Genomic DNA, 13,138 nt, shown 5'->3' on the forward strand with positions numbered 1-13,138 from the left:
TCCTGTCCGAGGCGCCGCGCCGCCTCCTCCGGGCTCACCGACAGCCAGACGACGAAGCCGTCGCCCAGGAGGGCGCGTGTCTCGGGGACGGTGACTGCTCCGCCGCCGGTGGCGATTACGATGGGCTCTCGCTGAGCAAGCTTTCGGATGGCATCGCATTCGCGTTTGCGGAATGCCGCCTCGCCTTCCTCGGCGAAGATTTCGGGCACTTTCCGGCCAGTGGCGTGCTCAATTTCGTCATCCGAATCTGCGAACTGCCAGCCGAGCCGCTGGGCCAGCAGGCGTCCGGCGGTGGACTTACCGCCGCCCGAGAGACCAACAAGGAAGATTCGTTGGGCGACCATCAGTCAGCGCGGGCGCGCGGCCCGATAGTGGAGAGGTAGTGCTCGTAGTTGGCGCGAGATTCGGGGAGCGTGTCGCCGCCGAATTTCTCCATCCAGGCGTCCGCCAGGACAATCGCCACCATGGCCTCGGCGACCACGCCGCCGGCGGGGACGACGCAGACGTCGCTTCGCTCGTAATGAGCCAGGACCTCCTCACCGGAATCAAGGTCGACCGATGGAAGCGGATGGGCGAGCGTCGGGATCGGTTTGACGGCCGCCCGCACGACGATCTCCTCGCCAGTGCTCATCCCACCTTCGATGCCGCCGTGGTTGTTCGATTGGTGACGCCAGGCCTGCCCGCGCCACTCCGAGACCGGCAGGATCACGTCGTGAACCTGTGAGCCGCGCATCCCGGTCGCAGCGAAGCCAAGCCCGAAGCCCACCGCCTTGAACGCGTTGATGCTGCAGATAGCCTGGGCGATGCGACCGTCGAGCTTGCGGTCCCAGTGGACATGCGACCCCAGGCCGATTGGGATTCCGCTGACGCGGACTTCGATTTCGCCGCCCACCGTGTCGCCATCCGGCTTGGCGGCGTTGATCGCGTCGACCATGCGCTGGCCGGAGGCGGAATCCGAACAGCGGACCGGGTCCGCCTCGACGGCCTCCCAGTCGATGACGGGAGGGACGTCGGCATGGACGCCAGCGATGGAGATGGTGTGACTGCGGAAGACGACGCCGAATTCCGCGAGCAGCCGTTTCGCGACCGCCCCAACGGCGACACGGGCCGTGGTCTCCCGAGCACTGGCACGCTCGAGGATGTTTCGAACGTCATCGAACCCGTACTTCACGATGCCGGGCATGTCGGCATGGCCGGGCCTCAACCGCGTGACGCGTTCGATCTCGGTTTCGACTGGCTCGATGGCCATCTTCTCGGTCCAGTTCACCCAGTCCCGGTTCTGTACCCACATGGAAACCGGCGAGCCGAGGGTGTAGCCGTGGCGGACGCCGGCGGTGATTTCGGCATGATCCTTCTCGATCTTCATGCGCCCGCCGCGGCCGTAGCCACCCTGGCGCCGGCCGAGGTCGGGAGAGATGTCGCTTTCAGCAAGCGGGAGCCCCGACGGCAATCCCTCGATGATCATCGTGAGGCCCTTGCCGTGGCTCTCGCCGGCGGTGAGGAAACGGAACTGTCCCATTGCTAGCCATCCCTTCGTTCGAGCGAGGCGGCGAATTCGGCAGCGGCCTGTTCGGTTGGCCGAGGCGCAACACCGGGGACGGGCGCCAGTTCGATCGGCAACGGCTGGCCGTTCGGGGCGCGCTGGAAATTGGCCTCGAAGCGGCCGAGGATTTCTTCGGGTGTAAGGGCTTCCCAGGTCATCTCATCGGCGGTCGCCCGGTCGCCAGTCACCGTCAGGATCGGCAACTGCTGGGGCGTCCCATCGGCTCCGGTGAAGGTGGAGTACACATCGACGCGGACGTAACCGAGCCGAAGGTTGGGCACATCGTACATGATCATGTCGAGAAGCCTGGCGGCGAGGGCGATCGCCTCATCAAGTGCCGAAGCCACCTGGACGCGGGCCGCCCCCTCCGCGCGGAACTCGCCCTGGGCTGATGTGGAGAGGGTGACGCCGCTCGCTTCGACCGCCATGAGCTGAGCTGCCTGGACTCCCGCCCAGAGGCTCGCGGGGGTGCCGCGCGGGGGACGGCCGCGACGCCAGGAAGCGAGCGCTTCCTCGACTAGCGCCGCGACGATGTCCGTGTCGCCGGACTCGACCCGTCGTCGCCATGCGCGGTGCTGGAACATCTCCGTCGAAACGGCCCAGCCAACCCCGAGGAAGACGACCGCGAAGAGGAGCAGGCCAACGAGAATCATCGGCTCTGCTCCCGGAGTCGCTGGCGCGCGGCCTCGAACATGACATCGACTGGTGCGCGCACGCCGGTCCACAGTTCGAAAGCGAGCGCTCCCTGGTAGATCAGCATCGGGAGACCTCCAAGCGTGCGCAATCCAGCGTTCCTTGCTGCGTTGAGGAACGCCGTCGCTTCTGGTTTGTAGACGATGTCGACGGCAAGCGCCTCCGGGCGCGCCCGGCCGAAGTCGCAAGCTGAAGCGGTTTCTGTGCCGGTGCCCTCCATGCCGACGGATGTGCAATTGACGATGCAGTCAAACCCCCAGGGATCGGGCGAGCCCTGCCATTCGGCGTGGACGCCGGCGGCCGTCAATTCGGCGAGCAAACGGTAGGCCCGGTCCGGAGAGCGGTTCCAGAGGGTGATTGAGCGACAGAGCGCTTCACCGAGAGCGAAAGAAATCCCACGAGCCGCTCCGCCGGCGCCGAGAAGAAGGATGTCCTTCCCGGCCGGGTCAAACGCTGCTTCGTTCTTCAGGGCGGCAACGAAACCCGGCCCATCGGTGTTGAAGCCAAAGAGGCGTCCTTCGCGATTGACGATGGTGTTCACCGCGCCCACCCGCGCGCTCAGGCCACCGAGCTCATCGAGCAAAGGGATGACGGCCTCCTTGTGGGGAATGGTGACATTCGCCCCAAGGCAACCAGGAGTGCGGAGCGACGCGATCCGCTCTGGCAGTCTCCCGGGCGGTGTGTCCCACGCCTCGTAGTGGACATCCAGTCCGCAGATCGCGAAGGCCGCTCCCTGGAACACTGGCGAGAGCGAATGCGCCACCGGGTGGCCGATGATCCCAACACGCCCGGTCATGGCGTGCCGTACTGCTGAATATTGCGCTCATGTTCAGCCAGGGTGACTGCAAACACGTGAGAACCATCGTTCGCCTTCGCATCGGCAACGAAGTAGTAGAAGTCGGTCTTCTCGGGATTCGCGACAGCTTCGATGGAGGCCAGGCCGGGGTTGGCGATTGGGCCAGGCGGGAGGCCGGGCACTTCCCGGGTGTTGTAAGGCGAGGCCAGCTTCAGGTCGACGAGTGTGAGGTCCTTCTTCCAGTAACCGAATTGCTCTACGGAGCCGGCGATGAGCGAGACAGCGTATTGCACGGTGGGGTCGGCGCCGAGCATGTCTTGCGCCGTCAGCCGGTTGTAGAAGACACCGGCTATCCTGGCTCGTTCCGGTTCGAGCACTGCCTCGCGCTCGACGATGGAGGCGAGCGTCAGCGCCTGGTGCGTGTTGAGCCCCTGCGACTTCGCAGCCAGGCGGAGTTCCGGCGAGAACCGACGATCGAGCGTCCGCAGCATGTAGTCGACGAGCTGCTCGGCGGTCGAGCCGACGGGCATGATGTAGGTATCGGGAAAGAGGTAGCCCTGGAGCGACTCGCCGGCGGGGAAGGCCTCCACGAACCCCGGCGGGAGTTCGGCGGCCTTCGTGGCCGCCATGAAAGACTCGCGGCTGCCAAAGCCGGCCTTCTCCGCGATGATGGCCATCTCTTCGATCCGGATGCCTTCTGGGAAAGTCACTTTCAGGACCGGGACTTGCTCCTTAACGGTCAGCTCTCTGACGACGGTCAGGGCGGATGAGTTCTTCCGAAGGAGGTAATCCCCGGTGCTGAGCCGTTGCTGGACGCCCACGAGGCTGACGAGGAACTCGAACTGCTGGCCGGAGCCGATCACCCCCAGTCGCTCCAGGTCCGACCCGATGTCTCCGGCGGAACGCCCAGCCGGAAGGGTGTATCCAACCTCCTCCCGGTCTGTCGCGGCCTGTGCCAGCGGGACGAGGTCCTCTCCAAGCACATCCCCGGGGGTCTTGGCCAGGAAGTAACTCGCAGCAAGCAACGCGAAGACGGTGACTGCCACCCCAACCGCACCTATCGGCGTAATGAGCCGTGGAGTCATCGGGCGGCTTCCCGGCGCCTGCGATCGAGCACGCCCTGGAGGACGACCGCGGCGGAGGCCGAATCGAGTGAGCCATCGCGTTTTCCGCCGAGCCCGGGGCTGGCGGCGGCGGCCTGCGCGGAAGAGAGCCGCTCGTCAATTTCCCGCACCGGAACGGCCAGGGCCGCCCGAAGCGCTTCGACCAGCGGCCGGGTAGCCTCGGCCTGGTGGCCACGTGCGCCAGCGAGCGTGAGCGGCAGGCCGACGATCACCTCGGCAACGACTTCCTGTTGGACGAGCCGCACAACGGCCCGGACCGCTTCGGCAACGGAGCGAGTGCGAATCGCCGGTCGCGGGTGAGCGTACAGGCCGAGGTCATCGCTGACGGCCACGCCGATTCGCGCCTCACCGGGGTCCAGCGCCAGCAGCCGGGGTTGCAGTTGCGGTTGGGATTGTTGATGCGCCATGCGGAAGGACAGACCCGGCCGTTGTAGAGGCTTCGCGGACCGCGAGGGTTACATCGATTCGGAACCCAAAGAGCGGCAACCGCGGCGCCCATCCGGAAAGCCGGACATCTGCGTCCTGAATACCATACCGCCCGGAGAGGGTCGACCGCGCGGCGTCCTTCTCCTTCCACTTCACCGCATCGCGGATGGCGTCCTTCGTGACGCCCCGGGCGAGTTCTCCCTGGACCCGGAGCTCGGTCTTCACCGTCGCCGTGTCGACATCGAGCTGGCGGGCGCCGGTCTCGATGGCGCGCACGGTGCCGGGGACGAACTCCCCCTCAACGGCCCGCCCGGAGAGGACGTGGCGGGCCAACTGGTCCAGAGTGCCTTCCAGCAGCGCGAGCGCCGAGAGCGTCACAGTCACTTCGAGAAAGACGACATCGGCGGGCGTGCCCACGGCCGGATGTGCGGATCCGAGTTCGAGCAGGCTGGTGGCAGTGCCCATGAAGACCGCATCGCGCGGCCGGGCTTCCACGAGTGACTGCTTGACCGCCTCGGAACCTTCGAGGGACTTTGCCAGTTCGTTCAGACCGGCGACGTCCCTGGGATCGACAGCCGGCCGAGGCTCGCTCAGGCCGCCCGCCGCCGCCGCGGCATTCGTCAAGCCGAGGAAGCGCAGCCGTTCGGCCTCCCATCCGTTGATCGTACCGGCGGGCACATTGCCCGCGACGCCGGGGCGCCTGGCCGTGACGCTTGCCTCGACGGCCCCGCCGGCCGGCACCGTCACCGTCTCATCGACGACGAACGGGAAGAACTCCGGGCCCGCGAGGACGACGCTGCCCTGCGCGACGGCCACCGCCGCCTGGGTGGAGTTGGTGATGGTGACCCTGGCCTTCGCCGGAACCGTCCCAACCTGCGTCGACCCGGTGGTCTTCGCGGCGAGCGTGAACTTCCGTTCGGCCGAAACACGGCTGGCGGGGGCTTCGAGCGTCTTGAGGTCGACTTCCGTGCGCGATTCGGATGCCGTGATGGTGATGACCTCGCTCACCGTCTCAGTTGGGGGATACGCCGTGACGGTCGCGGAAGGGGCCATGGCGAGGACCAGGAAGAGCGCGATGAACGCGACCGCGGCGATGACGGCGACCTGGACGTAACGGCCGACGCTCGGGGCAGCAAGGCTCAGCTTGCCCGCCCGGATGACGTGCTTGCCGCCTGCATCCCAGCGGACGTGCTGAGGCTTGCGGGCGACAGGCACACCGAGTTCGCGGGCGCGAGAAGCCAGCGCGCCCGAGCGCGTCGCGATGGCGATGACCTTGCCGGCATCCTGGGCGTGGTGAATGAGGCGCCGCATGCCGAGTTCCGTGCCGAGGGGGCGGTTGCCTTCAGGCGCGTGGATGACCACTGCCCAGGTCGGCGCGGCATCGACACGGCCGCAAACCGCCGCCACATCCTCGGCGCGATCGACGAGGACGACGCTGGCGACGTCTTCGCGGACCGCTTCCCCGTCATCACCGGAGAGGGAGCCGGGTTCCTCCATCGCCAAACCACCACCTCGCTCTCACCGGAGTTGCTATCCGGAGAGTGCCTCCATTGCGCGTCTGCGGCCCTCGGCGAGTGCCGCATCGATGAGCGAAGCGTCCTTCGCGCCGGCCTGGGCGATGTCGGGACGGCCGCCGCCGCCGCCACCGGCCACCTTCGCAATCTCCCGGATGAGGTTGCCGGCGTGGACACCACGGTCGACCAGGTCCGGGGTTGCCGCCACGAGGAAGGCGGGACGACCATCGATGTTGGCGGCGAGCACGATGAGCGCCGGCTTCAGCCTGGTGCGAATTCGATCGGCGATGTCGCGCAGGACATCCAGCGACGAGGCGTCGGCGCGGGCGACAACGAGGAATGCGTCGCCGACCTTCTGGGCCGCTTCGATGAGGCTGTCGCTCAGCGAAGCACCCTGGAGCCGCTGGAGTTCGCCGCCCTGTTTCCGCAGGCGCTCCAGCTCGGATTGCATCGCATCGAGCCGTTCTTCGATCTCCGACGGGCCTGTCCCCAGCCTGTCGGCGATCTTGAGGAGGCGTTCCTGCTGTTCGATGAGGTGGGCTTCGGCGGCTCGGCCGGTGAGCGCCTCGATGCGGCGGGTGCCCGCGGCCACGGCCGATTCCCGGACGATGTGGACAAAACCGATCTCGCCCGTGTGGTGGACGTGCGTCCCACCACAGAGTTCGGCGCTGAACGTGGCGTCGGCGTCTCGGATCTCGACGACGCGGACATCGGCGCCGTACTTGTCGCCGAAGAAGGCCAGCGCGCCGCCTTCAACCGCCTGGCGGTAGCCGGTCGTGCGCCAGGCGACCTCAAGGTCGTGGCGCACCTTCTCGTTCGCGATCTTCTGGGCTTCGGCGAGCGCGGACCGCGGAGTCTGTTCGAGGTGGGTAAAGTCGAACCGCAGGCGGTCCGGCGTGACGAGTGAGCCTTGTTGCCGGACGTGCGTCCCGAGCACCTGGCGAAGGGCAGCGTGGAGCAGGTGGGTGCCCGTGTGGTTCCGGGCCGATCCATGCCTCCATTCGATGTCGACCGTCGCCTGAGCCGTTTCGGCCACGCGGATTGCCCCCTCGAGGACGCGGCCCCGGTGGATGATCGCTCCGCCGGCGGCCTGGGTGTCATCTACGGCAAAGACGCCGGAGCGGGTGCGAATGTTCCCGTGGTCGCCCACCTGGCCGCCTCCTTCCGGGTAGAAGGGGGTGGTCGTGAGGATCACTTCGCAGGCTTCTCCCTGGGTGACCATGCCCGTGAGGACGCCGCCCTTGAGGATGGCTATGACGGCGCCATCGCCTTCGATGTGGGAGTAGCCGATGAAGTCGGAGTGCTCCTCGCCAAGCGACTGGAGCGCCGGGGAAACCTCGCCCTTGAGGAACTTACCCTGTTGCCGTGCGCGATTGCGCTGCGCTTCCATGGCCGTTTCGAAGCCGGCATCGTCGACGCTGAAGCCTTCGGACGCGGCTATCTCGCGCGTGAGCTCGATCGGCAGTCCGAAGGTGTCGTAAAGCGCGAAGGCTTCCTCACCCGGCACGACGGTCGAGCCCGATTCGCCAAGACGCTCGAGGAGCCCCTCGAGACGGGTCTGTCCGCTCGCGAGGGTCCGAACGAACCGCTCCTCTTCGGCGTCAAGGGCCTGCTCGATGAACTTCCGGGATTCGACCAGGTGGGTGTAATAGCCGCCCATCTTATCTACGACGACACCGCCGACGCGGGCGGTGAAGCGCTGCTTCAGGCCGGCCCTGCGGGCGAGGTACACCGCCCTGCGGATGACCCGCCGGAGGACGTACCCGCGGCCTTCATTGCTCGGCACAACGCCGTCGCCAATGAGCAGCGTCGCCGCCCGGCAGTGCTCCGACATCGCACGGATAACGTGCTTCAGGTTTTCGTTCGCCGATTCGTAGTGCAGGTCGAACTCGGAAGCCGCCTGGGCGAGGATTGGATAGAAGATGTCGGTCTCGAAGACCGAATCCACGCCCTGGATGACCATGGCGACGCGTTCGAGACCGCTGCCGGTGTCGATGTTCTGGGCCGGCAGTGGCTCGCGGCGCCCGTCCGGGTGCTGGTACAGCTGCATGAAGACCAGGTTCCAGATCTCGAGGTACCGTTCGTCGTAGCCGACGCCGACGCCCTTCGCCTCCATCTCCTCGAGCGGGAGGTCGCGCACCACCTCGCCCATCTCGGGGTGGAGGTCGTAGTAAATCTCGCTGTCGGGGCCGAGCGGGCCACTGGCGCCGGGCGTGCCGTTCGGAAAGCTGAACCAGTAGTTCAGGTCTTCGTCGCGGCGGTGGATGCGTTCAGCCGGCAGCCCGACCGCGAGCCAGGCTTCGTAGGCATCCTCGTCATCGAGGTAGACCGTCGCATGGAGGCGCTCCGGGTCGAGCTGGTAGACCTGTGTGAGCAACTCCCACGCCATCTCGATGGCGCCCTTCTTGAAGTAGTCCCCGAAGCTGAAGTTGCCCATCATCTCGAAGGCCGTGCAGTGGCTGCGGTCGCCGACAACTTCGATATCGGTGGTGCGGAAGCAGCGCTGGACGGTCACGGCGCGTGCGCCGGGCGCCTCCTGTTCTCCCATAAAGATCGGCTTGAACTGCTGCATGCCGGCGCTGGTGAACATGGAGGTCGGGTCGCCGATGGGCACGAGGGGCCAGGGCGGAAGCAGCTGGTGGCCCTTTTCGCGGAAGAATGCGATATAGGCCTCGCGGATTTCGTCGGAGGTACGGGGCTGGTCAGTCATAACAGTGCTCGAATCCTATGTGCCGCCCGGTTCCATTGTCGATAATCCCAATCCCCAATAGGCGGCGCCGCGGCCGGGGAAGCGAGCGCGGGCCGAAGACCGGCGCAGGGCGACATCGCGGGCCCAAACGCGGCGGAAATCCCTTGACATGCCCCCATGGCCGCCCCACGATGACCGTGGACGCGGTAACTGGCGTCCCTTATGTGCACTGACTCAGAGCCTCCCAGTACGACCCGCTTGTTTGACGCTCGTTTCGTGTGGCGCTCGCCGCGAGGGGCCGGGCTGTGAGCGCCAATCTGGGTGTCATCGTCTTAGCCGCAGGCATGGGGACCCGTATGAAGTCCCGCCTGCACAAAGTCCTCCATCCGGTTTGCGGCGTGCCCATGGGCATCCACGTTATCAACGCGGCACGGGAGCTACAGCCCCATACCATCGCCGTCGTCGTCGGCCACCAGTCCGAAGCCGTACGAGACGCCCTTGGCGCGCTGGACGTGTCGTTCGTCGAACAGACCGAACTCAACGGCACGGGCGATGCGGTGCTTCGCTGCCGTGAGGCCATGGCGGGCTGTGACGAAGTAATGGTCCTGAACGGGGACTGCCCGCTCATCACCGATGAACTCCTGGGCCGCCTGCGCGACGCGCGGATCATCCGCCCGCTGGCTTTTGTGTCCTGCGCTGTCGCAGACCCGGGCCGCCTTGGGCGCGTCCTGCGCGACGGCGCAGGCGACCCCGTGGCGATCATTGAAGCAGCCGACTACGACGGCGCGGACGGACCCGCGGAAATCAACGCCGGGCAGTACGTCTTCGATGCCGCATGGCTCTGGCGCACGCTTCCAGCGGTACCCGTGAGCGCCAGGGGCGAGTACTACCTGACCCACCTGGTGGCGATGGCGGCCGAGCTCGGCACCCCGGGAGCAACGGCCCCTGCCGACGCCATTGAAGCACTCGGCGTGGATGACCGGCTGAAGCTCGCAGAGGCCGAGACGGCGATGCGCCGCCGCGTGCTCGATCGGCACATGCTGGCCGGCGTCACGATCAGCGACCCGGCGACAACCTACATCGACGCAGCCGCCTCGATCGAAACAGACGTGACGATTCTCCCGAACACGCACATCCTCGGCAGGTCGGCTATCTCAACCGGAGCGGTCATCGGCCCCGAGACGACGCTGCGGAATGCCAGCATCGGAGACGACACCTCCGTGCAGAATTCGGTTGTCGAGGACTCGACCATCGGCGCGCGGTGCACGGTGGGGCCGTTTTCCCACATTCGCGGTGGAGCAGTGATCGGTGATGACTGCCAAATCGGCAACTACGCCGAAGTGAAGAACTCGCGGGTCGGCCCGGGCGTGAAGATGCACCACTTCAGCTACATGGGCGACGCGGATATCGGGGCACGGGCGAACATCGCCGCGGGTTCGATCACCTGCAACTTCGACGGCGAGCACAAACACCGGACGACAATCGGCGAGGACGCCTTCATCGGTTGCGACACCATGCTCATTGCCCCGGTGACGATCGGCGCCAGGGCGTACACCGCGACCGGTTCCGTGGTAACCCGAGACGTCGCGCCCGGCGAAACAGTTGCCGGAGTCCCGGCACGCCCCTTCCAGCGCCGTTCGCCAGCAGAGGAGTCTTCGGCCTGATGGACATCGTCACGATCCTTACGGTTGGCGCGATTGCCGGGTGCTCGCTCGTCCTGGGGGCGGTGGCAGCCGCCGAGGCCGCCCTCGAACGAGCCAACGATGTCCGTATCCAGGCGCTCGCCGCCCGGGGGAACCGCCAGGCCCGGCGAATCGCGGGCGATCTCGACCAGCCGGGGCGCTTCCTCGGGGCCCTAACGACCGCACGAGTGCTCTCCAGCGCAGCGATCGTCGGCATGTTCGCCTACCTCGGCGCCCGGGGCGATGCGGACTTCCTCAGCGTGGTTGGATTCGGTCTCCTTGGCGGCGTTTACGTCGCGTTCATACAGATGACCGTCGGCCTTGTGGTGGCACGGTCCCCGGAGCTGGCGGCGCTGCAGTTGAGCGGCGTAGCCCGGGCGGCGAGCTATGTGTTCGCGGCGCCCGCCTTTGTTCTCGGGCTGCCGTCGCGTGTCGTGGCGCGTTCGATCATCACCGTTTCGCGCGACCCGGACACCGACATCCTCACGCTGGTAGAACGAGAAGAGGCCGCCGGGGGCGTGGAGGAACAGGAACGGCGGATGATCCGAGGCATCATTGCGCTCGAAGACAAATCGGCACGAGAAATCATGGTCCCGCGCATCGATATGGCTGTCGCGGATATTGAGGACCGCATCGAGGAAGTCGCGACGATTGTGACCGAACGCGGTTTCAGCCGGGTGCCCGTGTTTCGTGAGAACATCGATGACATCGTCGGGATCCTTTACGCAAAGGAATTACTCCGGGCGATGACCAACGGCGGGCGCGATCGCCTGCTTGCGGAAATCCTGCGCGAACCGTTCTTCATCCCGGAGTCGAAACGACTCGACGAACTGCTCCAGGAGATGCAATCCCGGCGGATCCACATGGCGATCGTGGTGGACGAATATGGAGGGACGGCCGGACTCGTCACGATCGAAGACCTCCTCGAGGAGATCGTCGGCGAGATCGAAGACGAATACGACGTGGCCCGGCCCGCGATGGAAGTCATCTCGGAAGACGAGGTCGTCCTCGATGCCGGCACGACGACCGACGTGCTGAAGGACCTGTTCGACTACGAAATCGAGTCGGAAGACTTCGATACGGTCGGCGGCTTTGTGATTCACCGGCTAGGGCGGCTGCCCTCAGTTGGGGACGAAGTCGAGGTTGATGGCCTAAACCTGCGCGTGCTGAGCATGTCTGGCCGCCGAATTCGCCGGCTGCGCGTGGCGAAGGTGCGGGAACGCGAACCGGAAGGCGCAGGCGCTCACTAAGTTGTAGAGTGCCGCCCGTGGAGCAACACCCGGAACTGGCGTATTGGCTGGCATTGCGCAGGGCGGGCCTCGGCAGCACGAATTTCGCCTTGCTCCTGGCCCGTTTCGGGAACATCGAATCCGCGTGGGCCGCATCCAACGAACGCCTCGCCTCGGCCGGTCTCGACGCGCAGTACCTCCGGGCGGTCTCGAAAGCAAAGCAGGCTTTCGATGCCGAGCACGAGATCGAGCTGATGATGAAGCACGGCGCCCACGCCCTGACGTGGCTGGACGAAAGCTACCCCCAGAGCCTCCGCGACATCCCCCAGAGCCCGCCAGTGATATTCGTCCGTGGGGTGTTGGGGCCGCAGTTCGAACAGGCGGTCGCCGTCGTTGGGACCCGCCATGTCACCCCTTATGGTCGCCAGGCGGCAGAGCACTTCTGCACCGTCCTCGCCCGTAGCGGAGTCGCCATCATCAGCGGCCTCGCACGCGGCGTGGACGCGATTGCGCACCGCGTCGCGCTTGAGAACGGCGCCCCCACCGTCGCAGTCCTGGCCGGAGGGATCGACCAGGTCTACCCACGCGAGAATGCCGGACTGGCGGAGCGAATCGTCGAGCAGGGGTGTCTGGTCAGCGAGTACCCGGTGGGGATCCCGGCGCGGCGCGACTACTTCCCCCGGCGGAACCGGATCCTTTCGGGGCTGGCGAAGGCCGCGCTCTTGGTGGAGGCGGGTGAGGGCAGCGGGGCGCTGCACACGGCGAACTGGGCGTTCGAACAGGGGCGAGATGTCTTTGCGATCCCGGGCAGCATCTTCTCGCGCCAGAGTTACGGCACAAACCAGTTGATCCGGGAAAACACCGCGAAACTCGTCGCTACGCCCGAACAGCTTTGCGAGGAACTGAACCTCATCGCCACCGGAGCAGGTCTCGGGCCGTCCGTCCAATCGGATGCCCAGCCGGCGTTCTTCGAATCGGCCCCGACGGCCGCCCCGAAACGCCCTTCCGCCGGCCCCAGGAACGACCACCCGCTCCTGAAATGGCTCGCCGCAGGGCCGCTCCACATTGACGAGATCGCCCGGAACGCGGGGATGCCGATCGCCGAGGTAAGCGGCGCGCTGCAGATCCTCGAACTCGAGGGCCGGGTCCGTCCGGCAGGCCCGATGACGTATGCCATCGCCTGATGCGGCGTATGGATTCCGAAAGTCCGGGGGCGGCTCCCTCTAGACATAGCGTGAAGCGGCTCTCTACTCTCGGAAAACGCGCCGGTCGATCTACACCGGCGAAAGGTACAAGTCTTGGCAACAGAAACCCCAACCCGGAAGGGCAAGGCTCGGACTACGCCGGCCCCGAAAGCCCGCAGTTCGGCGGCGCCCCGTGCCCGCCGGGAACCCGTGACCCCAACGCCGGAGACCCGTCCGCGCGGCAATCGTGCACGCAAC

Annotated in this window: 11 protein-coding genes (1 of these 11 cut by a window edge); 3 read left to right on the top strand and 8 right to left on the bottom strand. The window is 66.5% G+C overall.

What is annotated here, in order from left to right:
- The 8 genes in view from aroB to alaS are tightly spaced (at most 33 nt apart) and all read right to left on the bottom strand, a layout consistent with a single transcriptional unit that may run on beyond the window.
- Positions 1-344, bottom strand: the 5' portion of a protein-coding gene (aroB, locus tag IPG14_RS02970; protein ID WP_343390839.1) for a 3-dehydroquinate synthase. Its footprint begins 1,327 nt before the window's first position; the window shows 344 of its 1,671 coding nt (coding positions 1-344); its start codon is at positions 342-344; the stop codon falls past the left edge of the window.
- Positions 344-1,519, bottom strand: a complete 1,176-nt coding sequence (gene aroC, locus IPG14_RS02975) for a chorismate synthase (protein ID WP_343388033.1) — start codon at positions 1,517-1,519, stop codon at positions 344-346. Before aroC ends, aroB begins: the two co-directional genes overlap by 1 nt.
- Positions 1,520-1,521: 2 nt before the next feature.
- Positions 1,522-2,196, bottom strand: coding sequence for a hypothetical protein (locus IPG14_RS02980; RefSeq protein ID WP_343385026.1), 675 nt, complete (start codon positions 2,194-2,196; stop codon positions 1,522-1,524).
- Entirely contained in the window at positions 2,193-3,032 is an 840-nt protein-coding gene (gene aroE, locus IPG14_RS02985; RefSeq protein ID WP_343385027.1) for a shikimate dehydrogenase, read from the bottom strand. The genes IPG14_RS02980 and aroE overlap by 4 nt, the downstream gene beginning before the upstream one ends.
- Positions 3,029-4,117: an endolytic transglycosylase MltG gene (gene mltG, locus IPG14_RS02990; RefSeq protein ID WP_343390840.1), complete on the bottom strand. Its 1,089-nt coding sequence runs from the start codon at positions 4,115-4,117 to the stop codon at positions 3,029-3,031. Before mltG ends, aroE begins: the two co-directional genes overlap by 4 nt.
- A complete protein-coding gene (gene ruvX / locus IPG14_RS02995; protein ID WP_343390841.1) occupies positions 4,114-4,488 on the bottom strand; it encodes a Holliday junction resolvase RuvX in 375 nt (124 codons plus the stop codon). The genes mltG and ruvX overlap by 4 nt, the downstream gene beginning before the upstream one ends.
- 13 nt (positions 4,489-4,501) lie before the next feature.
- A complete protein-coding gene (locus IPG14_RS03000) occupies positions 4,502-6,079 on the bottom strand; it encodes a baseplate J/gp47 family protein (protein WP_343385030.1) in 1,578 nt (525 codons plus the stop codon).
- Positions 6,080-6,112: 33 nt separating this feature from the next.
- Positions 6,113-8,806: an alanine--tRNA ligase gene (gene alaS, locus IPG14_RS03005; protein WP_343390842.1), complete on the bottom strand. Its 2,694-nt coding sequence runs from the start codon at positions 8,804-8,806 to the stop codon at positions 6,113-6,115.
- A 284-nt stretch (positions 8,807-9,090) separates the two neighbouring features.
- Between alaS and glmU the strand changes: the two genes are divergently transcribed.
- The 3 genes from glmU to dprA are packed head-to-tail and all read left to right on the top strand — an operon-like array spanning position 9,091 to position 12,880.
- Positions 9,091-10,449, top strand: coding sequence for a bifunctional UDP-N-acetylglucosamine diphosphorylase/glucosamine-1-phosphate N-acetyltransferase GlmU (gene glmU, locus IPG14_RS03010; RefSeq protein ID WP_343390843.1), 1,359 nt, complete (start codon positions 9,091-9,093; stop codon positions 10,447-10,449).
- Positions 10,449-11,717 (top strand): hemolysin family protein, encoded by a 1,269-nt coding sequence (locus IPG14_RS03015; protein WP_343385032.1) that lies wholly within the window; start codon positions 10,449-10,451, stop codon positions 11,715-11,717. Before glmU ends, IPG14_RS03015 begins: the two co-directional genes overlap by 1 nt.
- 17 nt (positions 11,718-11,734) lie before the next feature.
- Positions 11,735-12,880 carry a DNA-processing protein DprA gene (gene dprA / locus IPG14_RS03020; protein ID WP_343390844.1) on the top strand — a complete coding sequence of 382 codons (1,146 nt, stop codon included), beginning with the start codon at positions 11,735-11,737 and terminating at the stop codon, positions 12,878-12,880.
- The last annotated feature ends 258 nt before the right edge of the window (positions 12,881-13,138 follow it).

It is taken from the genome of Candidatus Amarobacter glycogenicus (genome assembly GCF_016704105.1).
Taxonomy (GTDB): domain Bacteria; phylum Chloroflexota; class Dehalococcoidia; order Tepidiformales; family Tepidiformaceae; genus Amarobacter; species Amarobacter glycogenicus.